The sequence below is a fragment of the Caulobacter sp. GW821-FHT12A07 genome (assembly GCF_058807655.1).
Genome location: NZ_JBXAQX010000004.1, coordinates 47,360 through 73,910, shown reverse-complemented (window position 1 = coordinate 73,910; position 26,551 = coordinate 47,360). Strand labels below are relative to the sequence as shown.

Below are 26,551 nucleotides of genomic sequence, written 5' to 3'. Positions count from 1 at the left end.
ACGGGCGATCGCGCGAAGAAAACGCATCGATATCGGGGTAATTCTCCAGAGCGTCGGGTGATTTTTATCCGCTGCGTGGTTGACGTGGCGGTCTGCGGAAGCCAAGCCGTGGTCAAGTTCCCGAGGACGCCATGACCGCCAGCGCCGACCCGACCGCCAATTCCTCCCGCCGCGTGCTGCTGGCCAGCCTGGTGGGCACGGCGGTGGAGTTCTACGACTTCTACATCTACGCCACGGCCGCCTCGCTGGTGTTCGGGCCGCTGTTCTTCCCGTCGCACTCGCCGTCGATGCAGCTGCTGGCCTCCTACGCCAGCCTGGCGGTGGCGTTCTTCGCCCGGCCGGTCGGGGCGATCGCCTTCGGACACTTCGGCGACCGCATCGGCCGCAAGTCGACCCTGGTGGCGTCGCTGATGCTGATGGGCGGCTCGACCCTGCTGATCGCCTTCCTGCCGACCTACCAGATGGCCGGCTGGCTGGCGCCGGCCCTGCTGTGCCTGCTGCGCTTCGGCCAGGGCTTCGGCCTGGGCGGCGAGTGGGGCGGGGCGGCGCTTCTCGCCGTCGAGAACGCGCCTCCCGGCTGGAAGGCCCGCTTCGGCATGTTCCCGCAGCTGGGCGCGCCGGTCGGCTTCATCGCCGCCAACGGCCTCTTCCTGATCCTGGGCCTGCTGCTGAGCCCCGAACAGTTCGAGGCCTGGGGCTGGCGCCTGCCGTTCCTGGCCAGCGCCGTGCTGGTGGGCCTGGGCCTGTGGGTGCGTCTGAAGCTGACCGAGACCCCGGCCTTCGCCGCCGCCCTGGCCCACGAGCCGCCGCCGGCCGTGCCGCTGGCCGAGCTGCTGAAGCGCCACTGGAAAGAGACCCTGGGCGGCACCTTCGCCGTGGTCTGCTGCTTCGCCCTGTTCTACCTGAGCACCGCCTTCGCGCTCGGTTACGGGGCCAAGACCCTGGGCTACGACCGCCAGCTGTTCCTGGGCGTGCAGCTGTTCGCCATCCTGTTCATGGCCGGCGGCATCGTCGTCTCGGGCTACTGGTCGGACGCCTCGTCGTCGCGCCGGGTGCTGATGGCCGGCTGCGCCATGACCGTGGCCGCCGGGGCGCTGCTGCCGGTGATGATGGGGGCCGGCTCGCTGGCCCTGATCTGCGCCTTCCTGTCGCTGGCCCTGTTCGCCATGGGCTTCGTCTACGGCCCGCTGGGCTCGTGGCTGCCCGAGCTGTTCCCGGCCCGGGTGCGCTACACCGGCGCCTCGATGGCCTTCAACGTCGGCGGCATCATCGGCGGCGGCCTGACGCCGATGGCCGCCACGGCCCTGGCCGCGAAGGGTGGCCTGGTTCCGGTAGGGATCTATCTGGCGGTCGCCGCCGGGATCAGCTTCGTCGCCCTCGTCCTGCTGAAGCCGCGCCGCGCCGAATAACGCCGATCGCTTACCGGATGACAGGGCTGACGCATCGCGTAAGGTCGCGTCATCCGGGACTGGGCGGGAGACGATCATGGCGGTGACGGGCGGGTTGATCCACAAGGCGCCCGGCAACCTTCGGTCAGTCGTCGCGTAAACCCTCCCATGGCCCCAGCTTCCTCCGATACGCCCGCGTCCCGGCGGCGCGGGCTGCGCGGCTCGGTCCGCGGGCTGCTGGTGCTGCTGACCGTCAGCCTGCTGGCGCCGGCCCTGGTCGCCACCGCCCTGCTGCTGGAGCGCGCCAACAGCCAGAGCCGCGACCAGCTCGACGAGCAGTTGATGGCGACGGCCCGGGCGCTGTCGGGGGCGGTCGACCGCCAGGTGGCCGAGGGCGTCGCCGTCGCCGAGACCCTGGCCACCGACCAGGCCCTGCTGAACGCCGACTGGAAGAGCTTTCACGCCCGCGCCAAGCGCACGACCGCCAACCGGCCCGGCTGGATCGTGGTCACGCGGCCCGACGGCCAGCAGATGGTCAACACGCTGGTTCCATGGGGCGCGTCCCTGCCCAGGACCCCGCCGCCCGACTACATGGTCCGCGCCCGCGACGAGGGCCGCACCGTCGTCTCGGACCTGCGCATGGGGGCGCTGGCCAAGCGCTACGTGGTGACGGTGGGCGCGCCGGTGGACATCAAGGGCGAGCCCTTCGTCGTGGCCTATGTGGTCGAGGCCTCCAGCTTCACCTCGGTGTTCCGCCAGCAGCGCGCGCCCGACCGTTGGGTGGCGACGATCCTCGACAACCAACGCAAGGTGATCGCCCGCTCGGTGCGCAACGAGCGCTGGATGGGGGCGACGGCCTCTCCCGACATGGCCCGCAACCTGGCCCGGGCCAGCGAGGGCATCAGCAAGAGCGTCTCGCTGGAGAAGGTGAAGACCCACGTGGCCTACACCCGCTCGCCGCGGACGGGCTGGACCCTGGTGGTGGCCATTCCGCGCGACGAGATGTCCCGCAGCGGCGTCTCGGTGGCGCTGGGGACTGCGGCGGTGTTCCCGCTGCTGCTGCTGCTGGGCATCGGCCTGGCGCTGTTCTTCGCCAACCGCATCAATCGCGAGGTCGCCGACCTGGTCGAGGACGCCGCGACGATCGGGGAGGGGCGGCCGCTGGGTCCCGGACGGGGCGACGGCCTGGCCGAGATCGCCGCCGTGCGCGAGGCCCTGGTCGCGGCTTCCCATGAACTGGAGGCGCGCGAGGCCCGTCAGGCGGTGATGATCAACGAGCTGAACCACCGGGTGAAGAACAACCTGGCCACGGTGCAGTCGCTGGCCCGCCAGACCTTCGCCAAGCTCGACGCCGAGCAGGTGCGGATCTTCACCGAGCGCCTGGTGGCGTTCTCGGCCGCCCACGACTTGCTCACCCGCACCGGCTGGACCGAGGCCGACCTGACCGACGTGGTGGCGATCTGCGTGCGGGCCCATGGCGACCGCATCGACGCCGAGGGGCCGAGCGTGACGCTGAGCCCGCACGTGGCCGTGTCGCTGTCTATGGTGCTGCACGAACTGGCCACCAACAGCGCCAAGTACGGTGGCCTGTCGGCGCCCGAGGGCCGCGTGGCCCTGCGCTGGAGCCTGGACGAGGCGGCGCGGCAGCTGCGCCTGACCTGGACCGAGACCGGCGGGCCGATGGTCAGCGAGCCGGCGACCTTCGGTTTCGGCGCGCGGCTGATCGAAAACCTGACCCAGCGCGAACTGAAGGGGCGCTCGCGCTTCGACTTCCGCCCCGAGGGCCTGGCGTTCGAGGCCTGGCTGCCGCTGGCTGCGATGCAGCGCTGGAAGAACGATTTTTAGGGCTCGGGGCGCCCGTCGTCCGATTGCCGCATCCTAGATCCGACGTTCCCCGCGAAGGCGGGGATCCAAGCTGACTTTCAGGACGAGATGAGGCCGTGGATCATCCCCGAACTCGGCTTGGATCCCCGCCTTCGCGGGGATGCTCGGTGAAAATCAGCGCGTTCCTGGGTGCTGACCGCTTTAAGGCTCGGGAACGTACGGCTCCTCCAGCGGCCCCTGGCCGGGGCATTCCCAGGTGCGCACGCGCTTGACGTAGCGTAGGTCGCGCAAGCCGGTGGCGACGACGCCGGCGACGCACAGGCTGCCCTGGCGGGCCAGGTCGCCTTCCTGCTTGGTCAGGACCCAGTCGGACGGACGATCGGCGACGGTGACAGTCGCCTCGTAGTCCGTGGGGTTGGGGTCGTCGTGATCGTAGCGCAGCTCGGTCAGGGCGGCGGGGACGTCCGCTTCCGACCGCGTCAGCCACCGGTTGGCGCGTAGCTGCAGCAGATCCGTGCTGAACGGGGTCAGCACCAGGGCGACCAGCCCGAGGGTCAGCAGCGTGCGATGGGCGGCCGGTCGGCGCAGGCCCGCCAGCAGGAAGGGGACGAACGCGACCCCCAGCCATACGCCAAGGCCCAGCCAGTCGATCTGGGCGTAGGTCTCGATCTGGCGGGCGGTGACGGTCTCGCTCTTCCAGGCGGCGATCGGAACGGCCGCCAGCACCAGGGCGGCCCAGCCCAGGCCGATGGACTGGAAGACCGCGCCCGCGGTCGGTCCTGGGGCGGGACGTTCGGGCCACAGCGAGGCGACGGCGCTGATCGCGTCGCCGGCGGCGACCAGGTCGTGCTCGCCCTCGGGATCGTCCGGGCGCAGGCCGCCGGTCATGGTCGCCTGGACGCCGGTCTTGTCGATGGCGATGGTCTTGGCCCCGGCGTCGAGCAGGGCGATGACGGCGGCGCGCAAGGCGGGTTGGGCGCGGAGGATGTCGGCCAGGCCTGGGTCGTCGGTTCCCAGATAGACGCGGCCGTCGAAGTCGGGGTCGCCGGTCTGGTGTTCGGCGGCGTAGCCGATGCGCTTGGCCAGGCGGTCGTAACCGGTCTCGGCGAACAGCCTGCTGTGGCGCAGGCCCCGGCGATAGGCCGACAGGGTGTTGGAAAGCCGCATGCTGTTGCGCTGGCCGTCGAACAGGCCCGAGCGCGAGCCGCAAAAGCCCAGGGTCTCGCCGCTCGGACCCGTGCCGGTCCAGTCGTGATTGCCCTGGTGCGTCCAGCAGGAGCGGTGTGGCGGGGCAGCGGTGGATTCGGCCAGGGACATGGCTGCAAGCTAAGCTTGCAGCCATGGGTTCGTCATCCCTGGTGAAGGTTCAGAGCGCCTGTTCGATCCAGCCCGTCCCGGAGGTCGGCTTGCCCTGGAAGGTCCCTTCGGCGGAGGCGATGCCTTCGTAGATCGAGCCGGCGGGCAGGAGCGGGAACTCCTGGTCGGGAACCAGGGCCTTGAAGTTCAGCACCGCGTCGAAGCCGGCGATGTCGAGCTGGTAGTCGAGATAGTACTGGGTCTTCGAGTGCGGGCTGATCCAGGGGCGGTCGGCGATCATGACGCCCGACACCAGGTACATCTGGCCGTCCGGGTCCTGCAGGGTGACTTCGCAGGGCACGGGCTCGCCCGGGTTGGGCTTCTTGTTGGGGCCGTACAGCACGTAGTGGTTCGACAGGGTCCAGCCGTTGTCGAGCTGGGCGTTCTGCAGCAGCCACTTCACCGGATTGGCCGCCGAGCCGAAGAAGCCGTACTCGTGGTCCATCCAGGTCTTGCCCGTGACTTCGAAGACCTCGCCGTCGATGGTGATCGTGCCGGCGGCGGCGACGTTGGTCAGCGAGTAGTAGTAGTTGCCCGTCTGCAGGTGCGAGCCCCAGGCCGGCGGCAGGACCTGGCTGACGCCCGTGCCCCAGACCAGGAAGGGATCGCCTTTCTGCGACATGGTCAGGTCGAACACCACTTCAGTGCCCGTGGCGTCGTCGGTCAGCTTGGTGACCACGGCCATGTTCTGGGTCGGATCGCCCCAGGCCGCGTCCATGGTGATGAAGGTGTGCAGGGCCTTGGCCGTGGCGCCCGAGCCGGCGCCGCTGGGGTCGCTGATGGTGATGTCGGGAAGCGAGGTGTAGCCGCGGCCGAGGTTGGCGACCTGGATCGAGGCGATCATGCCGCCCACGATCACCGGATAGGCCACGGCCTGCGAGCCGCCGCCGCCCGACACCGTCACCACCGTGTGGGCCGGATCGTAGCCGGAGCCGGGATTGGTCACCTTAACGGCGGTGAACAGGCTGCCGGCCTTGCCCAGGCCCACGTGCCAGTCACGGGCGACGTCGTGCTCGGCCCAGGTCGCCGGGTCGTAGCCGGCGGGCGTGTTGTAGACCGTGGTGGCCTGGTAGTGCTTCTGGTTCTGCACGTCGGTCAGCATGATCTGCGAGAAGCCGAACGCCGGCGCGCGGCCCGGGAACGAGGCGGCGTTGATCTCGAAGCCGAACACCCGGTCGCCGGCCTTAAGCGTGCCGATGTGCCACCACCACTCGGTCGGCGCGTCGCGGTGCAGGTAGTGGTCGGCGGGCAGGTGGATCACCGACTTCGAGCGCGGGACCGGCGCCGGCGCGGCGGTGTCGGCGCAGGCGTCGGCGAGCGGGCGCGCGAGGCCTCGGCCCCGCAGGAACGGCAGAATGGTCATGGCGATGTTTTCCCCAGGCGTCTCCGGGCGGCGCGCCCGGCGCGCGCCGCATGTCAGGTTGCAGACATGTCCAGAGCGGCCGGAGGTTGCGTTCACCTAACGGCGTTGTCAATCGCCGCCCCGGGTCGTTTTGGGCGCCGATTTGGGGGGAGAGGTGGTCAGCTCTTGCGGAAGAAGGCGTGGATGCGTTCGGCCAGGGCCTGGCTGACGCCGTCGACCTTCACGAGGTCCTCGACGCTGGCCCGGCCGACGCCCTTGGCCGAACCGAAGGCGTGCAGCAGGGCCTTCTTGCGGCCGGGACCGACGCCCTCGATCTCGTCGAGCGGGTTCTTCTTCAGGTCCATGCTGCGGCGGGTGCGGTGGGCCCCGATGGCGAAGCGGTGGGCCTCGTCGCGCAGGCGCTGGAGGTAGTACAGAACCGGCGACTTGGGCTCGAGCATGAACGGCGTCTGGCCGGGGATGAAGAAGCGCTCCAGCCCCGCGTCGCGGTCCGGCCCCTTGGCGACGCCGACCACCGGGATGTCGTCGACGCCCAGGTCGGCCATGATCTCCAGCGCCGCGTCGAGCTGGCCCTGGCCGCCGTCGACCAGCACCAGGTCGGGACGGTTGGCGTCGTCGCCTTCTTCCTCTTCCTTGACCAGGCGGGCGAAGCGGCGCTTCAGCACCTCCTTCATCATGCCGTAGTCGTCGCCGGGCGTGAGCTCGGTGCTCTTGATGTTGAACTTGCGGTACTGGCCCTTCATGAAGCCTTCCGGCCCGGCCACGATCATGCCGCCCACGGCGTTGGTGCCCTGGATGTGGCTGTTGTCGTAGACCTCGATCCGCTCGGGCGGGGCGTCCAGCTTGAAGGCCTCGGCCACGCCGGCCAGCAGCTTGGTCTGGGCGCTGCCCTCGGCCATCCGGCGGCCCAGGGCCTCCTTGGCGTTGGTCAGGGCGTGGCCGACCAGGTCGGCCTTCTCGCCGCGCTTGGGCACGGCGATCTCGACCTTGCGGCCGCTCTTCAGGGCGAAGGCCTCGCTCAGCAGCTCGACCTCGGCCGGCTGGACGTTGGCCAGGATCAGGCGCGGGATCGGCTTGTCGTCGTAGAACTGGCCCAGGAAGGCGGTGATGATCCGCTGCTCCTCGGTGGCGCCTTCCTCCTCGTCTTCCGCAGCGCCGGTGATCCGCGGGAAGTAGGCGTGGTTGCCCCAGTTCTGACCGGCCCGGAAGAAGAACACCTGCACGCAGGCCTGGCCGCCCTCGACATGCAGGGCGACGACGTCGGCCTCGTCGACGGTCTCGGGATTGATCTGGCTCTCCTGGGCGACGGCGGCCAGGGCGCGGATGCGGTCGCGCAGGCGGGCGGCGCGCTCGAACTCCAGGTCCTCGGCGGCGGCCTCCATCTCCTTGGCCATGGTCGCCATGACCGCGCGGGACTTCCCTCTCAGGAAAGCCTCGGCCTGGTCGACCAGGGCGCCGTAGTCCTCCAGGCTGACCAGGCCCGTGCAGGGGGCGGCGCAGCGCTTGATCTGGTGCAGCATGCAGGGCCGGTCGCGCGTCTCGTAGACGCTGTCGCTGCACGAGCGCAGCAGGAACGCCTTCTGCAGGGTGTTGAGCGTGCGGTTCACCGCCCAGGCGCTGGCGAAGGGGCCGAAATAGTCGCCCTTGATCGTGTGGGCGCCGCGGTGCTTGCGAAGCTGGGCGGCGTCGTGGTCGCGGCGGATGAGGATCTCTGGGAAGCTCTTGTCGTCGCGCAGCAGCACGTTGAAGCGCGGCTTCAGCTGCTTGATCAGGTTGATCTCGAGCAGCAGGGCGTCGGCTTCGGTCCGGGTGGTGACGAACTCCATGGCCCGCGTGGCGTCGACCATGTGGGCGATGCGGTTGGTGTGGAAGCGGCCTTGCGCGTACTGCACCACGCGCTTCTTAAGGCTCTTGGCCTTGCCGACGTACAGCACCTCGCCGCCGTCGCCGATCATGCGATAGACGCCCGGCGCATCGGGCAGGCGCGTCACCTCGTCCTTGATCAGGGCGGCGCCGGCGAGGCGAGGGGAGGCGTCGGTGTCGGTGGTGGTGTCGGTCACGAGGCAGATATAGGCGAGTCCGGTGGGTTCAGCGACGTTCGAGGCTGTGTCGGATGCGCAGGATCACGACCGCGTCGCCGTGGACCTGATATTGGACAACGTACTGGTTCGAATGGAAGGTCACGTAGTGCTCGCGATAGCGGCCCGTACGACTGGCGGAGCCGCGCTCTGGAAAGTCGATCAGTCCGCTGATTGCGGCTTCCAATTCCAAACCAAGGCCGCGCGCGTAGGGTAAGCCACGCTCGATGAGCCAAGCTTCAAGCCTGTTGACGTCGATATTGGCAGGCTCGGTGAATACGATCCGGCGCACGAGTCAGCGGGGTTGGCCGAAGTTCCGCAGACGCGCCTGCACCTGCTCCCAGGGAACGCCGCCGGTTCTAAGCGCTTCCTCGGCGATGCGATCCAGTTCGTCGGCATAGGCCTCAGCGTCCTCGCCAAAGCCGTTGTCTTGAGTGATGCGAGCCGGCGCCCCGGTCCACGGGGCTTCGGCCTCTTCGACGCCAGGCCGTTCGACAGCGCGCCACAGAACATCGAGCGCATATTCTTCGACGCTCTGACCGGCCGCCTCGGCGAGGACCCGAAGGCGCCCGGCGCGCGCCGCGTCGATCTTCAGGATGAATGCGCCGTCTGTCATGTTCTCATGATGTTCCATTCGTGGTTTGTCGTCAATCACGAGGGGCGCTATGACCCGCCCCATGACCACCCGCTCTCTCTTCGTCACCCCGCTCTATGAAGCCAGCCTCGCCGGCGAGAAGGACTTCGAGACCTTCATCGACGAGCTGCACGACGCCTGCATCGCCGTGGCCGAGGACGACGAGGCCGGCCAGGCCTGGGCCGAGCGCAAGGGCTATCTGGGCTACACCTCCTACGCCTCGCTCGACGACCTGCCGCAGCGCGACAGCCTGTTCGCCGACCTCAAGAAGAAGCTCGACAAGCACGCCGCCGCCTTCGCCAAGGCGCTGCGCTTCGACCTGGCCGGCGGCAAGCTGGTGATGGACAGCTTCTGGATCAACATCCTCGATCCGGGCGGCCAGCACACCGGCCATATCCATCCCCACAGCGTGATCTCCGGCACGGTCTACGTGACCATTCCGGCCGGCGCCTCGGCGCTGAAGTTCGAGGACCCGCGCCTGCCGATGATGATGGCCGCGCCGACTCGCCAGGACGACGCGCCAGAGACCTTGCAGCCCTTCGTCTATGTGCAGCCCGAGCCCGGCACGATCCTGATGTGGGAAAGCTGGCTGCGGCACGAGGTGACGCCCAACCAGGCCGAGGAACAGAGGATCAGCATCAGCTTCAACTACGCCTGGCGCTAGGCTTCTAAACCTGTGCGAAAGCGCACAAAAATTGTGACTTCAAGTTTATCGGCGCAAGAGTACAGTTCTCCTAGGGGTTGAAGGATCGGGGAGGCTGCGATGGGCTATGCTCACGGGCGATGGACTGTACGTGGACGGCGTCTGGCGCTGGCGACGGGGGCGGCGTTAGCCGTCATGGCGTTGCAGGCCGCGAGCGCGGCGGCGCAGGACCGGGTCGTCGATGATCCGCGGGTGCTGGGCGCGCCGCTTCCCTCGAAGGAACTGGGCGCGGCCAAGCCGCCCGAGCCGCTGGCCCTGACCGGCACCGCCTCGAAGGACAAGAGCTATGTCATCGCCCCGGCCAGCACGGCCGAGACCGGCGACCGGCGGCTGAACCTCAACGTCGTCTACACCGACGGCCAGCTCTACAATCCGGCCAACGGGCGCAACGACAAGGTCCACCTGCGCAGCTACAACGGCACCGACGTCTCGGCGACCACGCCCTATGTGGCGCCGACCATCCAGGTGCGGCCCGGCGACACGGTGCGGGTGGCGCTGGACAACAAGCTGCCGGCCGATCCCAGCTGCACCGATCCCAACTGGCTGATCAACGTGCCGCACTGCTACAACGGCACCAACCTGCACAGCCATGGCCTGTGGGTCAGCCCGACCGGCAACAGCGACAACGTGCTGCTGTCGATCAATCCCGGGGTGCAGTTCGAGTACGAATACAACATCCCGCGCGACCATCCGGCCGGCACCTTCTGGTACCACACCCACCGCCATGGCTCGACGGCGCTGCAGGTCTCCAGCGGCATGGCCGGGGCCCTGGTCATCAAGGGCGACCGCAAGCCGACCCCAAAGACCAACGGCGACCTCGACACCCTGCTCTACAAGGGCTCGGCGCCGATCCCCGAGAAGCTGCTGGTGTTCCAGCAGATCCAGTACGCCTGCCTCGACGCCAGCGGCAACATCAAGGTCAAGACCGACGCCCAGGGCAATGTGATCGAGTGGGTCTGCGACCCGGGCGACACCGGCGTCATCGAGTTCTACAGCGACGCCAACGGCAACGGCTTCGGGCCGGGCAGCTGGGGGCAGTCGGGCCGCTACACCAGCATCAACGGCCAGGTGCTGGCCACCCTGCCGGCCAAGCAGGGCGAACTGGCCCGCTGGCGGATGATCCACGCCGGGGTGCGCGACACTATCTCGCTGCAGTTCGTGAAGATGGCCGACGGCGGCGCCGCGGCCCTGGACCGCCTGGCCGCCGCCGACGGTCCCAAGTTCCAGAAGACCTACTGCATCGGCGAGCCGGTTCCGGTCTACATCGTCGCCGACGACGGCCTGACCGACGCCCAGGCCCGCAAGACCACGGTCGTCACCCTGCAGCCGGGCTACCGCAACGACCTGCTGGTGGTTTTCCCCAAGGCGGGGAACTACTGCATGCTCGACGCGCAGACCTCGACCGCCGGCACGGTCAATGGCGAGGCTGTCGGCACCCGCCTGCTGGGCAAGGTCGCCGTCGCGCCGGGCAAGGAGGTCAAGGACATCCCGGCCTTCGTCACCGCCGAGCTGGTCGCTGCGGCAAGCACCCAGATGCCGACCGACGTGCGCGCCAGCGTCGTGGCCGACCTCAAGGACGGGCTGAAGCTGACCCGCTTCGTGCCGCACCCGACGATCACCGACGCCGAGATCAAGGGCTCCAAGACCGAGAAGGTGCTCTTCAACATCGCCATTCCCGGCCAGAACACCAACATGCCGGTGCAGTTCGAGGTCGGCTCGCAAGACTACGCGCCGCGGCCCTACGCGCCCGACCGCATCGACCGCACCCTGGTGCTGGGCACGGCCCAGGAGTGGGAGTTGCGCTCGGAATTCGTCAGCCACCCGTTCCACATCCACGTGAACCCGTTCCAGATCGTCAAGATCCTGGATCCGACCGGCAAGGACGTCAGCGAGCCCGGGGCGGTCGACGACTTCGGCCTCGACGGCGTGGATCCGCAGTATCCTGGCCTGAAGGGCGTCTGGAAGGACACCCTGTGGGTCAAGAGCGCCCAGAAGGTCGAGAACGGACCCTATCTGCCCTACACCCTGATCGTGCGCACCCGCTACCAGCGCTACATCGGCGAGTACGTCCTGCACTGCCACATCCTCGACCACGAGGACCAGGGCATGATGCAGAACGTCCAGATCGTGCTGCCCGACGGCGCCGGCGGCGTCTCGCACGGCCACCACTGAGTTTCGAGCCTTCCGGCCTCCGGCGCGATGAGCGCGCCGGAGGCCGTCGTTCGTCATCAAAATCCGAGAGCCCTTCCATGACCCACGATCCCGCGGCCGGTCCGTATTCGTCCCTGCTGCCCTCGCGCCGCGCCCTGATGGCGAGCGGCGCGGCGGCCGCGTTCGGTTTGCTGGCGGCGGGGCAGGGCCAGGCCCAGCCGGCCGCCCCGACCAAGGCCCGCTGGCGCCGCTGGAACGTCAGCAGCCCGCAGGGCCAGAAGGCCCTGGCCAGCTACGCCAAGGCCATCAAGATCATGCTGGCCCTGCCGCCGGACGATCCCAACAACTGGTACAACCACGCCCTGACCCACACGGTCGACTGCCCGCACGGCAACTGGTGGTTCGTGGTCTGGCACCGCGGCTATGTCGGCCTGTTCGAGCAGGCCGTGCGCAAGATCAGCGGCGATCCCGACTTCGCCTTCCCCTACTGGGACTGGACCGCCGACCCCAAGGTGCCGGCGCAGATGTTCGAGGGCGTGCTCAATCCCAACGACGCCGCCTACATCCAGAGCCTGGACGCCTTCAACAAGGCCTATGGGCCGGTGCTGGAGACGTTCTGGAACAACCTGACCCCGGCGCAGAACGGGCAGCTGCTGATCCGTGGCCTGCGCTTCCCGGCCGACCTGCTGTTCGACATCGGGCCCAAGGGCGGGCCGATGTTCTTCGCGCCGCCCAATGCGCGCGGCTCCACCCCGCAGAACCCGGGCTTCGACGGCGTCACCAACCGGGCGGTCTCGCCCTGGATGCTCGACAACGCCCTGTCGCCACGCGACTTCATCGGCTTCGCCAGCCCCAAGTCGCAATTCCACAGCAGCATCACCGGCTTCGGGGTGATGGAGGGCCAGCCGCACAACAAGGTGCACAACTGCGTCGGCGGCATCTGGACCGACAAGGACGGCAACACGACCTATGGCGACGGCTTCATGCAGTCGAACCTGTCGCCGGTGGACCCGCTGTTCTTCCTGCACCACGCCAACATCGACCGCATCTGGGACGTCTGGACGCGCAAGCAGCAGGGCTACGGCTATCCGACCCTGCCGGACGACAATCCCAGCTACATCAACGGCAAGGGCGATCTGGCCAAGTGGCGGGCCGAGCCCTTCCTGTTCTTCCACGACGCCGACGGCAATCCGGTGACCGGGGTCAAGGCCACGGCCGCGGCCTACGAGACCATCGGTTCCTTCGACTACGACTACCAGCCCGGCTCGGGCGAGAACGTCGTGCCGCCGGCGGGAACCACCAAACTGAAGGCCGGCAAGCCGGCGCCGGCGACCAAGTACGCCGCCAAGCTGAAGGCCCCCGGTCCGAGCAGCCTGGCGGCGGGCGACGTGACCCTGCCGGCCGCGCTGCTGGCCGACGCGGCCAAGCCGGGTGGGACGCACCTGCTGGCCACGATCACCGTGGACCTGCCGCCGTTCGAGCACGCCAACGACCTGGCGGTGGTGATCAACACGCCCGAGGGCCAGGCGGTGGGCGTCGACTCGCCGGGCTTCGTCACCACCCTGTCGATGTTCGGCCGTCACCTGGTGACGCGGCCGGTCAGCTTCACGGTGCCGCTGTCGCAGCCGCTGGCCAACCTGGCCAAGGCCAAGGGACCGGGCGTGGCCGCCGCCGCGCCGACGGGGCTGAGCATTCGCCTGGTGCGTCTGGCCGGCAAGCCGATGCTGTCGGCCGCCGGGCCGCACGCCCATCACGCCGACGGCGGCGCGACCACGGCCACGCCGCAGGTGCTGGACATCGTGGTCCACGCACAGTGAGCGCACGCCCAGTGATGAAGCGCTTCAGCAAGGGAGGATCCCGATGACGTTCGACGGCAAGTGGACCTATCGCAGCTACCTGAACAATCCCGAGCTGGTGGACGGCAACGCCCAGACCGCGCTCAGCCTGATCTGGGGCGAGGGCGTGTTCACGTTCGAGAGCCCGGAATGGTGCTCGATCGTCGGCACGCTCGACATGGGCGGCGGCTACGTGCTGGACCTCAAGGGCCACATCCTGCGCGAGGGGACGGGGCCGGAGACCCTGGTCATCAACGGCTACGGCCGTGACGGCACGCCGACCGCCGGCTGGGAGTACGACTATCACTGCTGGCCGGGCTACACCTGGCCCGACGGCGTGGATCAGGTTCCGTCGCTGGTGGGCACGGTGGTGCGCGCCAAGCCGCACAACGGCGAGCCGGCCGGGGTGGTGGCCTCGTTCATCGCGGTGTTCCAGTGAGCGATGCGCGACTGGCGGCCCCGCCGCAGCCCGACCTGCCGCCGTTCACGGTGGGCATCGTGCTCTATCCGGGCGTCGACATCCTTGACGTCTCGGGTCCGCACGAGGTGTTCGCCTTCTTCGACGCCTCGGTGATCGGCCGGACCAGCCAGGTGGCGGTGGTGGCCGCCACCACCCAGCCGATCCAGACCTCGGGTCCGCTGAAGGTGGTGGCGGAATACGACTTCTGCTCATGCCCCCATCTCGACATGCTGTTCGTGCCGGGCGGCGGCAACGGCCTGCAGGAGACGATCGGCGACAAGGACCTGCTGGCCTTCCTGGTCGAGCGGGCCAAGACGGCGACCTATGTCGTTTCGGTCTGCACCGGCGGGCTGATCCTGGCCTCGGCGGGGCTGCTGGACGGCTATCGGGCGACCACCCACTGGGCCTTCATCGACTGCCTGAAGCTGTTCCCCGACGTGACGGTGGTCAACGGCTGCCCGCGCTGGGTGAAGGACCGCAACCGCGTCACTGGCGGGGGCATCTCGTCGACGGTCGATGAGTCGCTGTTCATGGTCCAGACGATCGTGACCGACCTGGCCGGCGGGCCGGACGCGGCCGACAAGGCCGCCCTGGCCACCCAGAAGGTTCAGCTGTCGATCCAGTACCATCCCGATCCGCCGTTCCCGGGGGGCGATCCGTGCTCGGTCGACTACGCCGTCTACGAGCCGGTCAACGCCGGCATGACGGATTTCCGCGCCAGCATCGACGCGGCCATCGAAAAGCGGCTGCATCCGACGGCGGCGGCGAAGGTCGGGGCGACGGTCGAGGCGTAACAGAGCCTGAGGCTTAACCTCCTCCGAGCATCCCCGCGCAGGCGGGGATCCAAGCCGAGGTGGCGGGGAGACCACGGCCGCGCCGCATCCTGGACGTCAGCTTGGGTCCCCGCCTGCGCGGGGATGTACGGATTTCAAACTGTCCGCTCGGTCTCGGTCACCGAACCTGCGCCGCGCCCACAGGCGCACATTGTCGCAAATCGGCCTTTTGCGGGACGTCGGGCCTTGCCGCGGCTATGGTCGCGCCCAATTTGCGCTGATAAGGCTCGCTTCGAGTCGCTTCCTCGCCCTTTTCGTTCCGCCTTCGCCGCCTCGCGCGGCGCGTTCGAGTTTCCCGCATGCAGTCGCCGGTCAAAGCCATCATCCTCAGCGCCGGGCAGGGCAAGCGCCTGTCGCCGCTGACCGACACCCGGCCCAAGTGCCTGGTCGAGCTGTCGGGCCGCTCGGTCCTGGAATGGCAGATCCGCCACCTGCACCGCGCCGGCGTCGCCGAGGTGGTGGTGGTCACCGGCTTCGCCGCCGACCTGGTCGAGGCCGAGCTGGCCAAGCTGCGCCTGCCGGGCCTGACCGTGCGCACCCTGTTCAATCCGTTCTACAGCGTCAGCGACAACCTGGCCTCGGTGTGGATGGCGCGCGCCGAGATGCAGGGCTCGTTCCTGCTGCTGAATGGCGACACCCTGTTCGAGCCGGCCATCGCCGAGCGCCTGCTGTCGGCCCCGTCGGCGCCGATCACCGTCACCATCGACCGCAAGGCCGGCGGCTACGACGCCGACGACATGAAGGTGCGAACCGACGGCGAGGCCCTGCGCGAGATCGGCAAGACCATCACCACCTACGACGCCGAGTCGATCGGCTTCCTGCGCTTCGAGCCCGAGGGCGCGGCGCTGTTCACCGACATCGTCGAGCGCGCCCTGCGCACGCCCGAGGGCCTGCGCCGCTGGTACCTGTCGGCCATCGACCAGATCGCCCGCGCCCACGACGCCGTGGCCGTGCGCTCGATCGAGGGCCTGGACTGGGCCGAGATGGACTTTCCCGAGGACCTGCCGAAGAACCGCGAGTTGGCGGAAGCCTGGGCCGCGGCCGAGGCGACGCCAGCCTGAAACGACGAGGCGGCGCCTGCTCTTTCGGCAGGCGCGCGATCAGCTCCCCAGGGGCGGCGTTAGTCGTTCCTCCAAAGAATGTGTCATGCGTCAATGCGATCATAGGTTGCGCGAAATCATCGCGCGACCATGGATCGAGGAAGCGCCATGTCCGACGCCACCACCTTCAAGCTGACGGTCTACAAGCCCGACATCCTGGCCGACGGCCAGGTGGGCTTCGACTATGAACTGGCCCTGGTCGTCGCCGACGAGAAGGCCGACCTGCTGACGGCCGGCTGCGCCTCGCTGGAGGCCGCATCCACCGCGCGGTGCGAGGTGCTCCCGGTGACGGGGACGCTGTCGTTCCCCAATCCGGCCGCGCCGGTGATCTCGCCGTTCACCGGGCTGCTGTTCATCTACGATAACGCTCCGGCCATCGGCTTTCCGCTGTCGATCATGGCCCAGAGCACCAGCGACGAGCTGCTGCAGTTCAGGCTGAACCTGTGTTTCCCGTCGGTGTCTACCGACCCGCTCTCGGGCTCGATCGTGTTCGGCGACTGGCCGGGGCCGCTCAGCAACGTGGCGGCCAGCTTCCTGTCGCCGCGGGCGTAAAGCGCCAAGGCCCTAGCGGGCGTCCAGCACCCGCACGCCCAGCTGGTTGGCCACCGGTCGTTCGCGGCCGGGCACGCCGGTGTGGATCGGCGAGTTCAGCACGCGCGGACGGCCAAAGCCGTCGTCCACGGCCAGGGTGGTCGAGCCGCCGCCGTCCAGGTTGATGGCGTCGGCCGCGCCGAGGTCGCGGAAGAAGGCGGTCAGTTCGGCCAGGGTCGCGCCCTCGCTGATCACGGTCTGGCGGCCGTCGACCACCACCAGCCAGCCGGTGCGGCCGTCGGCCGCGACACCCAGGGCGGTGCGCGGATGGCGGTCGGCGGCGTATTTCGGCCCGGCGTGCTTGAACGACTGCTCGGCCCCGTCGACCAGCAGCACTGGCCCGGCGGCGACCGCGTCGATCACGTCCCAGCGGCAGGTGTGACCCGAGCGGATCTCGACGAACGACGGGTGGATGCAGAGGATGGCGTTGACGCGCGGATCGAGCTCGGGGACTTCGGGCGGGGCGACGACGGCGCCGGCGACGATCACCTTGCCGACCGGATCGACGTGTTCACCGGCGTGGGGCGCGAAGTCGTCGCCGCCGCGCGCGCCGGGCTTGAAGGGCGTGAAATAGCTGGCGTTGATGGCCAGTAGGGCGCCCGAGGCGGTCACGAAGTCGGACGTGGTGCGGGCGTGGTACTGGCCGGCCCCGTCATTGGGCGGCGAGACGAACAGCTGCACCTTCGGATTGGCCAGGTCCAGCCGCACGACGTGGAACACCTGCCGCAGCGGATTCTCGCGCGTCTCGCTCCAGTAGGTGACGCCTTCGGAGAGGGTGCTGGTCTCGCTGCGGCCGAAGGCCGTCTGCGGCGTGGCGGGGATATGGACGCTGGCGCAGGCGGACAGCAGCAGAAGACCGCCGATAGCGGCGGCGCGGAGAACGGATCGGAACACGGGCAGGACTTTGAAATCGGAAAACAGGCCGCCGCCGTCGGGTGGGCGACGGCGGCGTTCGACCGGCAGATAGGGGGCGTGGCGGTGGCTTGCAAAGGCCGTCGGCCGCGTTTCTCCGAGAGGTGACGTCCAAGCCACAGACGTTGGTTTACGGGTGCGAAAGCCTGGCCGCTGCGAGTGGCGCTAGGCCGTCTCGCCGACGATCCTACGCACCAAGTCGAGGTCCGTCGGCTTGTCGACGTCCACGGCGGCCAGGCCGTCCTGGGCGCGGACGGCGGCGGCCTTGACGCCGGCCAGGGCGCCGAGGCGGGCTATGGCTTCGTCGAGGGTCAGCAGGCCCAGCAGGTAGCGGACCAGCAGGCCGGGACCGAGCATGGCGGCGATCTTCCAGGGCTGCTTGCGGTTCTGCTCGACGCGGCGCCACAGGGCGATGGCGGGCAGGGCGGCCTCGCTGCGGAACAGGAACAGGTTGCAGCCCGAGAACCGGCCGTCGCGGAACTTCAGATAGGTGCGCTGAGTGTCCGGCGCGGCGGCGCGGACGCGCTCTTCCGGGGCCAGCATCAGGGCGACGTCGGCGCCTTCCGGGGCGTCGGCCAGGAACTGGGTGATCCACTCGGGCTTGAGCAGCGCGTGGTCGACCGTGGTGATCAGCAGCGGGAAGCCCAGGGTCTCCGCGCCCTCGCGCACGCTCTGGCTGGGACCTTCGGTCGAGGCGGCGATGGCGGTGACGCCGGCCGGCAGGGCCGAGACGATGGCCGCGTCGGAGGTCGAGACGCCGACCGCCTGCGCGCCCGCCGCCTGCACCGCGCCCAGGACCCGGTCGAGCAGGGTGCGCCCCTCCAGCGTGATCAGGCCCTTGTGCGAGACGCCGGCATAGGCCGCGGCGCTGTCGATCTCGCCCGGCCGCGAGCCGGCCAGGACGAGCGCCTTGAACCCCTGGATCACAGCGCCTTCTCGTAGACGCGATAGGTCTTGTAGATCTCCGAGCTGATGGCCTCGGCGATACGGCGCATGGGCATGTTCTCTTCCAGCACCCACGAGATCTCGAAGCGCTCGTAGCCCAGCGCCAGCGCCGAGGTGCGGCCGGCGTGCATCATCTGGAACGGCAGCATGCGGCCGCGGATGCCCTCGGCGAACTTGCGCTTCACGCCCATCAGCGGGATGCGGGCAGACTTCACGCGCTTGACCTTCAGCCGCCACAGCAGCTTGGCCCAGCCGAACGGCAGCAGCTTGCCGCCCAGGTCGCGGATGGCCTCGTTGACGTTGGGCAGGAACACCAGGAACCCGGCGGCCTCGCCGTCGATCTCGGCGAACCAGGTCAGGCGCTTGTCGATCACGGCCTTGAGGGCCTTGGCCAGCTGGGCGGTCTCGGCCTCGGTGGTGGGAGTGAAGCCCCAGTTGTCCTTCCAGGCGTCGTTGAGGATGTCGGTCAGGGTGGCGACCTCCTCGTCGTAGCGGCTCATGTCCAGCTGGCGCAGCACGACGCCGTCGGCCGGCGGGCGCTCGGCGCGGCGGCGTACGGCCGGCGGCAGGTCGACGTGCATCGGGGCGTAATAGGCGTAGACGTCCTTGGCCTTGGCGTAGCCCTGCTGCTCGACGCGGCGGCCGGCATAGGCCGGATCATGGCCCATCATCACCATAGGCGGGGTGTCGAAGCCGTCGACCAGCAGGCCGACCTCCTCGTTGATCGACAGGTTGAACGGACCCAGCACGTGGGTGCGGCCGCGCTCGCGCAGCCAGGACTCGGCGGCCGCGAACAGGGCGGCGAAGACGTCGGCGTCGTCCTCGGCGGCGATCAGGCCGAAGTGGCCGTCGAGGCGGCCGGGGATCTTCTGCGGCGTCAGTTCGTCGATCTGGGCGCTGATCCGGCCGACGTCGCGCCCGCCGCGCACGGCCAGGAACAGCTGCACCTGGGCGTGGGCGAAGAACGGGTTGGTCTTGGGCGACAGGGCCTCGGTCCGCTCCAGGAACAGCGGCGCGATCCAGTTGGGATCCTTGGCGTTGAGGCGCGCGGGCAGGGCGATGAAGCGCTTCAGCTCCTCGGGCGTGCGCACGGGCAGGACCGAGATCGCCTCGGCCGCGGAATCGAAAGGCATCATCCCTCCAGGGATACGAAGGCGCGCACCGCGAGGGCGGCGAAGACGGCGGGGGCGGCCCAGGCGGCCAGGATCGGCGACAGCGAGCCGGACTCGCCAAGCGCCGACAGCAAGCCGTCGGCTACGAGGTAGACGAGGCCGGCGGCCAGGCCCGAGGTCAGCAGGATCGCGCCCTGGCCGCTGCGGAAATTGGCCCAGGCGACAGGGGCGCTGAGCAGCAGCATGACCAGGGCCGCCAGCGGTCCGGAGAAGGCCGTCTGCAGGCGGGTGGCGTAGAAGCTCTGCGGTCGGTCAGAGCCGCCGTTCTCCAGCGCCCGGCGGGCCGAGGCGGCCGACGGGGCGGGGGCGTCGGCGAACAGGGCCTGGACGTCGGCGGGGCGCAGGGCGGTGGGCCAGGTGGCCGAGGCGGCGACCATGGGTTCCACGCGATCGCCGATGAAGCGGGTGGTGACGGGCTTTTCCAGCCGCCAGGCGCCCTTCTGGAAGCTGGCGACGGGGGCCACGACCCGCTCGGTCAGGGCGCCGGACTTGTCGCGGCGATAGATGGTCAGGTCGCGCAGCTCCGCGCCGTCGGCCAGGGCTTCCTTGGCGGTGACCAGGTCCTCGCCGGCGCGGAAGGTGCGGGCGGTGGGGGGCTTGCGCTCGGCGACCGGGGTGGTGGCGGCCCACCAGGCGCTGAGCGTCGGGTCGGTGCGCGGCGAGATCACCTGGGCGCACAGGGCGTCGAGCGACAGGACGGCGATCGCCACCGGCACGGCCATCAGCACGATGCGATAGCCCGAGATGCCGCTGGCGCGCATGGCGACGACGGCGTTCTCGCGGGCCAGCTGCGAGAAGGCGAACAGGCCGCCGGCCAGCACGCCCAGGGGCGCGACCTGCTCGAACAGGCGCGGGGCGCGCAGGGCGGCGTAGTAGAACACCCCGGCCACGCCCAGGCCGCGATCGAGGATGTCGGTGGTGACCTCCAGCAGGTCGAGGATCTGCAGGATGGCCATCAGGATCAGGATGGCGCCGAGCACCCGGGTGGCCACGGTGCGCAGGACGTAGAGCGGCAGCTTCATGCGGCGCGCTCCTTGCGCTGGAAGGCTCTCAGCACGCGGCGGAACCAGGCGCTCATGGCCAGGACGAGGCGCGAGATCGGCGTGTCGCCGGGCCGCGTGCGGCTGCCGACGAACAGCCAGACGGCCAGGCCGGTGAACACCAGGAACGGCGCGCCGACGGCGGGAATGGGGGCGAGGCGGCCGGACTCGGCCAGGCTCTGGCCCAGCAGCAGGCTGTGCTGGAAGGCCAGCAACAGCACCCCGGCCAGCAGCAGGCCTGGGGCGCGGTTGCCGCGCTTGGCGGCCAGGCCCAGCGGGAAGGCCAGCAGCGGCAGGAACGGCAGGAAGGCCGCGCGGGCCAGGCGGCCGTAGAACTCGGCCCACAGGGTGGCCTTGGGCACGACCGGGTTGGGCGAATTGGCCTGGCGGGTCAGTTCGATCAGGGTCAGCTCGCGTTCGTCGCCGCCTCTGGCGCGCAGCAGGCCGGCGGCGGCCTTCAGCGGGGCCTGGGTGGTCAGGTCGTCGAAGGCCAGGCTGCGGTAGTTGCCGCGCGCGTCGCTGCCGATGCGGCGACCCGACCTCAGGCGCATGGTCACGGTCTTGCCGTCGGCGGCGACCTGCAGGGTGGCGCTGGCGGCGGTGATCAGCTCTTCGTGGCCGGCCGCGTCGGGGCGGCGGATGAAGACGCGGGTCAGGGTCTGGCCGGCCAGATCGGCGCTGTCGGCCGTCATCAGCGAGCCGTCGTCGTCGATGAAGGCCCCGCCGGAGAGGCGGCCGTTCCAGCCGGCGTTGACGGCCGCGTGCATGACGGCGCGATAGGCGTAGCGGCTGTAGGGCTGGACGTAGCCGAACACGGCGATGCTGAAGACGCTGAGCGCCAGGCCGATGCAGACGAAGGGCGCGGCGACACGTTCGAGGGATTGTCCACCGGCCAGCAGGGCGTCGATCTCCGAGCCGTCCGACAGCTTGCTGATGACGATGAACAGCGCCACGAAGAAGGCCACCGGCAGGGCCAGGCCCAGATAGTGCGGCACCAGGTTGAGGGCCAGCTGGGTGACGTAGTCGAAGCGGGCGCTGCTCTGCGACAAGAGGTCGAGCAGGCGCAGCACGCGCTCCAGCAGCAGGGCGACGACGGTCAGGCCCAGGCACCCGACCAGCGGCCAGAACAGCAGGCGCAGCAGATAGCGGTCGATCAGGCCAAGGACCGTCAACCGTCGCGGATCGGGTTTCTTCCTCTTGCGGCTCACGCGGCGACCCACGCCTCGGCGAAGTCCCGGGCCAGGCGAACGACGGCGTCGTCGTCCAGCGCGACGGCCGTTCCCAGGGCCGGAGCGGCCGGCCAGCCGGCGTCGGGGAAGCTTAGCCCCTCGTGTTCGCGCGCGCCCTCGTAGCGGGGAAGCACGTGGAAATGGACGTCGCGGTCGACCATCATCAGCATCAGGTAGTTGATCTTCTCGTACGCAACCTTGGCCTTCAAAACGCGTTCGATCCCGGCGATCGCCGTCTGCATGTCGGCGAAGGCTTCGGGGCTCAACTCCGAAAAGGCGTGAGCGGGTTCCTTGCATACGAGGACGAGAGACCCGAAAGTCGGCTGCTTGGGACGGACCAAGACCAGCCAGCGATCGGTCTCCGCGACTTTCGAGCGGGGATAGCCGAACGCGAGGGCTGTGGGATTGGGCATACGGCAACCGATACTGCGGGCGAGTCCGGACGCGGATCGCGACGCGGCGACAATAGGGACACGACGTTTTACATGGAAGCACGAACCGTTCTTCCAGGCTTGGCGGCGCTAGGGACGCTGCTGGGCGTGCTGGGAATGGCGGCGCCGGCGACGGCGAAGCAGGACTGCGTCGGACGCGACACGGGCGTTCGGCTGACGGTCGAGGTCGGAAAGCTGAAGTCCGACTCGGGGCTGGTGACGGTGACGATCTATCCGTCCGATCCCAGCCGGTTCCTGGCCCCGCGCGGCAAGCTGCTGCGCCTGCGGGTGCCGGCCAGCGCGCCGACCACCGAGGCCTGTTTCAATCTGCCCAAGGCCGACATCTATGCGGTGGCGGTCTATCACGACAGCAACGGCAACAAGGACTTCGACCGCAACGCCGTGGGCGTGCCGACCGAGGGCTACGGCTTCTCCAACGACGCCCCGTCGCGCTTCGGCGTGCCGTCGTTCGATTCGGCGCGGATCAACGTGAAGTCGGGCGACAACACGATCCGGGTGCGGATGCGCTACGGGAAGTAGGGGTTCAGATCCTCCCCCTTCAGGGGGAGGGTCTTTTCGCTCAGGCCACCGAATACCGCCCCAGCTCCCGAATCCCGCCGGTCTCCGGATCGAGCCCGCGCGCCACGACCCGCAGCGAAAACCCGCCGTCGCGCTCCTCGATCTCCAGCGCGTGCCAGCGGGCCGGCGAGTGGCCGCCGCTCCAGGCCGAGGCCGACGGCACGCCCAGCACCGGGATCGCCTTGCCGCCCGGACCGGGCACGGTCGCGGTCAGCGACTCGTGGGCGTGGCCGTGCAGGACGAGGTCGGCGCCGCGGCGGGCTAGCACGGCGCGCAGGTCGGCCTGATCCTCCAGCGCCTTGCGCGACGACACCGCCCCGGCGTTGGGCGGATGGTGCAGCAGCACCACCTTGAAGCGGTCGCCATAGGCCGGGTCGGCCAGCAGGGCGTCGAGCTTTTCCAGCTGCTGAGCGCCCAGGCGGCCGGTGGCCAGGTGCGGGGCGGTCGGCACGGCCGAGCACAGGTTGAACAGGGCCAAGGGTCCGCGCAGCCGCACCTGCGGGAAGGCGGGCTCCTCGTCGTCGCCCAGCCAGGCGGTCCAGGGGGCGAAGCGGCCTTGCGCGCGCTCGCCGACCAGGGCGTCGTGGTTGCCGGGGCTGACGGTGACGGTCTCGGCCGGGCCCAGGGTTCGCAGCCAGCGCGTCGCGGCGTCGACCTCGGCTTGTGAGGCGAAGTTGGTCAAATCGCCGGTGATCGCCACATGGTCGGGGGCGTGGGCCTGCAGGTCGGCGACCAGGGCGGCCAGCACCTCGGGGCGGTGGACCTTGCGCTTGCGGCGCCAGGCGATCCGGCTCAGCAGGCGCTTGGAGGCGAGGTCGCGCAGCCGAAAGGCGCCCGGCGGCGGCGGCAGGTGAGGGTCGGAAAGATGGGCGAGGCGGAATATCGACAAGAGCGGCCGGTGCGATTGTGGCGGATTGCGACGAAGCTGCTTATCAATCGCCTCGGCTTTCAAGGGGTTTAAGTTCCGGTGACGGGTGAAATCAATCCGGCAGGTTCGCGCGCCGTGACGGTGGGCGAGAGCCAGGGACGCATCTGGGGCATGACCTCGGGCGAGCGGCTGTCGCGCATCTATCGACGGATCGGCCTTTCCGAGGGCGCTGGAGAAGGTGACACGGTCGCCGTCCACGCCGGCTGGGTGTTCGACGAGTCGCTGATCAAGGCCCTGGCCGGACGGCCCTGGGCGGTGCTGGTCGACGAGGCCGGCGCGGCTGTGGCGATCAACGCCCCGGCCGAGGTGGCGGAAGCCGCCGTCGCGGCCCTGGCGGCCGGCGGTGATCCCGCGAGCGTCGATCCGCGCTTCGTGCGCCTGACCGCGCTGGAAGTGGGCTCGGCCTACAACAGCGCCCTGCGCAAGCGCGAGCCGCCGGTGCTGGAGCGCCTGGACAAGGACACCGTCCGCGCGGTCGAGAAGCGCCTGTTCCAGGGCTCGTACAAGGGCGTCACCGACCTGGTCACCAAGTACGTCTGGCCGACCCCGGCGCGGATCGTCACCCGCTGGTGCGCCCTGGCGAAGATGACGCCCAACCAGGTGACCTTCATCGGCTTCCTGCTGACCATCGCCGCCTTCGTGCTGTTCTGGCGCGGCCAGTTCGGCTGGGGCCTGGTCTGCGCCTGGATCATGACCTTCCTCGACACGGTCGACGGCAAGCTGGCGCGGGTGACCCTGACCTCGTCCAAGTGGGGCAACGTCTTCGACCACGGCATCGACCTGGTGCACCCGCCGTTCTGGTGGTGGGCCTGGTATGTCGGGGTGTTCGCCGTCGGTCTGTCGATGCCGTACGCGCCTTGGCTGCTGGCCATCGTCGTCGGCGGCTACGTGGCCCAGCGGGTGGAGGAGGGGATCTTCCTGTCCCTCTTCAAGCTGGAGATGCACGCCTGGCGGCCGTTCGACAGCTTCTTCCGGCTGATCACCGCCCGTCGCAATCCCAACCTGATCCTGCTGACCGCCACCGCCCTGGTCGGCCGTCCTGACATCGGTTTCGTGCTGGTGGCCGCCTGGACGGCAATCTGCTTCGTCGTCCACGCCGTCCAGATCCTGCAGGGCTTCGCCGCCCCGAAGGGCTCGATCCAGAGCTGGCTGTCGCGGTGATGCGCGTCGGCGTCGTCCGCAACCCGCGCAGCCACGCCAACCAGGGGCGGGTGCATGCGCCGACGCCCGAGGGCGTGCGCGTGGTCGAGCCGGCGACGCGCGAGGCGCTGTCCGAGGAACTGGCCCGCTTCGCCGACGAGAAGATCGACCTGCTGGTCATCGACGGCGGCGACGGCACCGTGCGCGACGTGCTGGGCCTGACGCCGGCGACCTTCGGCGACGACATGCCGATGCTGGCGGTGGTGCCCTCGGGCAAGACCAACGTGCTGGCCATCGACCTGGGCGCGCCGCGCGACTGGCGGCTGGAAGAGGCCCTGGCGGCCGCCGCCCAGCCCGAACCACGGGTCAAGATCCGCGCCCCGCTGGAGGTGCGCTTCGCCGACGGCCGTCCGCCGCTGCGGGGCTTCTTCTTCGGCCTGGGCGCCCTGGTGCGGGCCACGGCCCTGTCCAAGCGCGTCAACCGCATGGGCGTGTTCCAGAGCCTGTCGGTGGCGGTGACCCTGGCGGGGGCCGCGATCGGCGCCCTGTTCGGCGGGGCGCGCGACCAGTGGCGTCAGGGCGTGGCGGTCAAGGTGGCCATTGATGGCGAGGCCCAGCCGGCCGGAGAGCGCTTCGTGCTGCTGGCCACGGCGCTGAAGCGCCTTCCGTTCGGCCTCAAGCCCTTCGGCCCGCCGCGCGAGGGGCTGAAGGTGCTGGACGTCGATGCGCCCCCCAGGCGCCTGCTGCGCATGCTGCCGACCGTGCTGTCGGGCAAGCCCAAGCCGACCCTTGAGGCGCGCGGTTATCGCCGCCGCGACCCGGCGGCGCTGTACGCTTCGGGGCAGTTCGACTTCGTGCTCGACGGCGAGGTGTTCGAGGGCGGCAAGATCGCCGTGGCCCTGGGCGCGCCGCTGCGGTTCGTGGTCGGATGAGCGCCGTCCGGCCGCTGGTCGAGGCCGAGTTGGACCAGCCGATCCCCGCGCCGATCCGCGCCTTCGCCGAGCATCTGACGACGGTGTTCCCCAGCGCCCAGGCGGTGCTGTTCTACGGCTCGATCCTGCGCACCGGCGACCTGTCGGGCGTGCTGGACTTCTATGTCCTGACGCAGCGGCCGCCGCGCGGCCTGCGGGGCCTCGCCACCCGCATCCTCTGGCCCGACGTCAGCTATCACGAGCTCGAGCACGATCTAGGCCATGGGGGCGTCATCCTGCGGGCCAAGGTCGCCTCCATGACCCTGTCGCGCTTCGCCCAGGCCGTGAAGGGCCGGGGGATCGACACCACCCTGTGGACCCGCTTCGTGCAGCCCTCGGGCCTGGTCTGGGCGGTGGACGCCGCCGCCCGCGAGACCGTGATCGAGGCCGTGCGCCGCGCCGCCCGCACCGCCGCCCGCTTCGCCACGGCCCTGGGCCCCGAGGAGGGCGCGCCGGAAGCCTATTGGACGGCGCTGTTCCAGGAGACCTACGCCGCCGAGTTCCGGGTCGAGAAGTCCGGCCGCGAAGCCTCGATCCTGGCCTTCGACCCCGGCCACTACCAGCGCCTGCTGCCGGCCTGCTGGGCCGACGACGGCCGCTTGGACGGCGAGGGGCTGCCGGTCCCGGAGATGTCGGCCATCGAGCGCAAGCGGCTGAAGAGCGCCTGGCGGCTGCGGCGGGGCCTCGGCAAGCCGCTGAACGTTGCCCGCCTGGTCAAGGCGGCCTTCACCTTCCAGGGCGCGGCCCGCTACGCCGCCTGGAAGATCGAGCGCCACACCGGCTTCAAGGTCGAGCTGACCCCTTGGCGCGAGCGTCATCCGGTGCTGGCCGCGCCGGGCGTGCTGCTGCGCCTGTGGAAGTGGCGGCGGTCGCGGGGCGGCTAGCCTC

Annotated in this window: 25 protein-coding genes; 13 read left to right on the top strand and 12 right to left on the bottom strand. The window is 69.8% G+C overall.

Going from position 1 to position 26,551, the window contains the following annotated elements:
- The first annotated feature begins 131 nt into the window (after positions 1-131).
- The gene (locus AC1RRS_RS09810) at positions 132-1,409 is read left to right on the top strand and encodes an MFS transporter (RefSeq protein ID WP_492855002.1); all 1,278 of its coding nucleotides are present in this window, start codon (positions 132-134) and stop codon (positions 1,407-1,409) included.
- Positions 1,410-1,556: 147 nt separating this feature from the next.
- Positions 1,557-3,233 carry a sensor histidine kinase gene (locus AC1RRS_RS09805; RefSeq protein ID WP_492855001.1) on the top strand — a complete coding sequence of 559 codons (1,677 nt, stop codon included), beginning with the start codon at positions 1,557-1,559 and terminating at the stop codon, positions 3,231-3,233.
- A gap of 180 nt (positions 3,234-3,413) precedes the next feature.
- Here the strand turns inward: AC1RRS_RS09805 and AC1RRS_RS09800 are convergent, their stop codons facing one another.
- From AC1RRS_RS09800 to AC1RRS_RS09780, 5 genes are all read right to left on the bottom strand, one after another.
- A complete protein-coding gene (locus tag AC1RRS_RS09800) occupies positions 3,414-4,529 on the bottom strand; it encodes a hypothetical protein (protein ID WP_492855000.1) in 1,116 nt (371 codons plus the stop codon).
- Positions 4,530-4,578: 49 nt separating this feature from the next.
- A complete protein-coding gene (locus tag AC1RRS_RS09795; protein WP_492854999.1) occupies positions 4,579-5,931 on the bottom strand; it encodes a lipocalin-like domain-containing protein in 1,353 nt (450 codons plus the stop codon).
- A 158-nt stretch (positions 5,932-6,089) separates the two neighbouring features.
- Positions 6,090-8,000 carry an excinuclease ABC subunit UvrC gene (uvrC, locus tag AC1RRS_RS09790; RefSeq protein ID WP_492855303.1) on the bottom strand — a complete coding sequence of 637 codons (1,911 nt, stop codon included), beginning with the start codon at positions 7,998-8,000 and terminating at the stop codon, positions 6,090-6,092.
- Between the two features lie 19 nt (positions 8,001-8,019).
- Positions 8,020-8,301 (bottom strand): type II toxin-antitoxin system RelE/ParE family toxin, encoded by a 282-nt coding sequence (locus AC1RRS_RS09785; protein ID WP_492854998.1) that lies wholly within the window; start codon positions 8,299-8,301, stop codon positions 8,020-8,022.
- Positions 8,302-8,304: 3 nt separating this feature from the next.
- Positions 8,305-8,664: a hypothetical protein gene (locus AC1RRS_RS09780; protein ID WP_492854997.1), complete on the bottom strand. Its 360-nt coding sequence runs from the start codon at positions 8,662-8,664 to the stop codon at positions 8,305-8,307.
- 22 nt (positions 8,665-8,686) lie between these two features.
- On the opposite strand from AC1RRS_RS09780, the gene AC1RRS_RS09775 reads away from it, so the two are divergent.
- From AC1RRS_RS09775 to AC1RRS_RS09745, 7 genes are all read left to right on the top strand, one after another.
- Complete coding sequence (locus AC1RRS_RS09775; RefSeq protein WP_492854996.1) at positions 8,687-9,307, top strand: TIGR02466 family protein; 621 nt, start codon at positions 8,687-8,689, stop codon at positions 9,305-9,307.
- A 174-nt stretch (positions 9,308-9,481) separates the two neighbouring features.
- Positions 9,482-11,518 carry a multicopper oxidase family protein gene (locus tag AC1RRS_RS09770; protein WP_492854995.1) on the top strand — a complete coding sequence of 679 codons (2,037 nt, stop codon included), beginning with the start codon at positions 9,482-9,484 and terminating at the stop codon, positions 11,516-11,518.
- 77 nt (positions 11,519-11,595) lie between these two features.
- The gene (locus AC1RRS_RS09765) at positions 11,596-13,314 is read left to right on the top strand and encodes a tyrosinase family protein (protein WP_492854994.1); all 1,719 of its coding nucleotides are present in this window, start codon (positions 11,596-11,598) and stop codon (positions 13,312-13,314) included.
- Positions 13,315-13,357: 43 nt separating this feature from the next.
- The gene (locus tag AC1RRS_RS09760) at positions 13,358-13,771 is read left to right on the top strand and encodes a hypothetical protein (protein ID WP_110118139.1); all 414 of its coding nucleotides are present in this window, start codon (positions 13,358-13,360) and stop codon (positions 13,769-13,771) included.
- The gene (locus tag AC1RRS_RS09755; protein WP_487287620.1) at positions 13,768-14,586 is read left to right on the top strand and encodes a DJ-1/PfpI family protein; all 819 of its coding nucleotides are present in this window, start codon (positions 13,768-13,770) and stop codon (positions 14,584-14,586) included. Before AC1RRS_RS09760 ends, AC1RRS_RS09755 begins: the two co-directional genes overlap by 4 nt.
- Before the next feature lie 338 nt (positions 14,587-14,924).
- Positions 14,925-15,686 carry a phosphocholine cytidylyltransferase family protein gene (locus AC1RRS_RS09750; RefSeq protein ID WP_492854993.1) on the top strand — a complete coding sequence of 254 codons (762 nt, stop codon included), beginning with the start codon at positions 14,925-14,927 and terminating at the stop codon, positions 15,684-15,686.
- Positions 15,687-15,833: 147 nt separating this feature from the next.
- Positions 15,834-16,277: a hypothetical protein gene (locus AC1RRS_RS09745; protein WP_492854992.1), complete on the top strand. Its 444-nt coding sequence runs from the start codon at positions 15,834-15,836 to the stop codon at positions 16,275-16,277.
- Positions 16,278-16,289: 12 nt separating this feature from the next.
- Here AC1RRS_RS09745 and AC1RRS_RS09740 read toward each other — a convergent pair whose 3' ends face one another.
- From AC1RRS_RS09740 to AC1RRS_RS09715, 6 genes are all read right to left on the bottom strand, one after another.
- Positions 16,290-17,210: a phosphodiester glycosidase family protein gene (locus AC1RRS_RS09740; RefSeq protein ID WP_492854991.1), complete on the bottom strand. Its 921-nt coding sequence runs from the start codon at positions 17,208-17,210 to the stop codon at positions 16,290-16,292.
- A gap of 183 nt (positions 17,211-17,393) precedes the next feature.
- On the bottom strand, positions 17,394-18,248 hold the full coding sequence (locus tag AC1RRS_RS09735) for an NTP transferase domain-containing protein (protein WP_492854989.1): 855 nt from the start codon (positions 18,246-18,248) through the stop codon (positions 17,394-17,396).
- Positions 18,152-19,306, bottom strand: coding sequence for a ceramide synthase (gene bcerS, locus AC1RRS_RS09730; protein WP_492854988.1), 1,155 nt, complete (start codon positions 19,304-19,306; stop codon positions 18,152-18,154). The genes AC1RRS_RS09735 and bcerS overlap by 97 nt, the downstream gene beginning before the upstream one ends.
- The gene (locus AC1RRS_RS09725; protein WP_487287614.1) at positions 19,306-20,367 is read right to left on the bottom strand and encodes an LptF/LptG family permease; all 1,062 of its coding nucleotides are present in this window, start codon (positions 20,365-20,367) and stop codon (positions 19,306-19,308) included. Before AC1RRS_RS09725 ends, bcerS begins: the two co-directional genes overlap by 1 nt.
- Positions 20,364-21,557: an LptF/LptG family permease gene (locus AC1RRS_RS09720; RefSeq protein WP_492855302.1), complete on the bottom strand. Its 1,194-nt coding sequence runs from the start codon at positions 21,555-21,557 to the stop codon at positions 20,364-20,366. Before AC1RRS_RS09720 ends, AC1RRS_RS09725 begins: the two co-directional genes overlap by 4 nt.
- A 32-nt stretch (positions 21,558-21,589) precedes the next feature.
- Positions 21,590-22,027, bottom strand: a complete 438-nt coding sequence (locus tag AC1RRS_RS09715; protein WP_492854987.1) for an HIT family protein — start codon at positions 22,025-22,027, stop codon at positions 21,590-21,592.
- A 72-nt stretch (positions 22,028-22,099) separates the two neighbouring features.
- On the opposite strand from AC1RRS_RS09715, the gene AC1RRS_RS09710 reads away from it, so the two are divergent.
- The gene (locus AC1RRS_RS09710; protein ID WP_492854986.1) at positions 22,100-22,585 is read left to right on the top strand and encodes a DUF2141 domain-containing protein; all 486 of its coding nucleotides are present in this window, start codon (positions 22,100-22,102) and stop codon (positions 22,583-22,585) included.
- A 40-nt stretch (positions 22,586-22,625) separates the two neighbouring features.
- Here AC1RRS_RS09710 and AC1RRS_RS09705 read toward each other — a convergent pair whose 3' ends face one another.
- Complete coding sequence (locus AC1RRS_RS09705) at positions 22,626-23,513, bottom strand: metallophosphoesterase family protein (protein WP_492854985.1); 888 nt, start codon at positions 23,511-23,513, stop codon at positions 22,626-22,628.
- Positions 23,514-23,663: 150 nt separating this feature from the next.
- Here AC1RRS_RS09705 and AC1RRS_RS09700 point away from each other — a divergent pair, with 150 nt between their 5' ends.
- From AC1RRS_RS09700 to AC1RRS_RS09690, 3 genes are read left to right on the top strand one after another with little or no spacing between them, the layout of a single operon-like run.
- Positions 23,664-24,713 (top strand): CDP-alcohol phosphatidyltransferase family protein, encoded by a 1,050-nt coding sequence (locus tag AC1RRS_RS09700; RefSeq protein WP_492855301.1) that lies wholly within the window; start codon positions 23,664-23,666, stop codon positions 24,711-24,713.
- On the top strand, positions 24,713-25,624 hold the full coding sequence (locus AC1RRS_RS09695; RefSeq protein ID WP_492854984.1) for a diacylglycerol/lipid kinase family protein: 912 nt from the start codon (positions 24,713-24,715) through the stop codon (positions 25,622-25,624). Before AC1RRS_RS09700 ends, AC1RRS_RS09695 begins: the two co-directional genes overlap by 1 nt.
- Positions 25,621-26,547, top strand: coding sequence for a hypothetical protein (locus AC1RRS_RS09690; protein WP_492854983.1), 927 nt, complete (start codon positions 25,621-25,623; stop codon positions 26,545-26,547). Before AC1RRS_RS09695 ends, AC1RRS_RS09690 begins: the two co-directional genes overlap by 4 nt.
- The last annotated feature ends 4 nt before the right edge of the window (positions 26,548-26,551 follow it).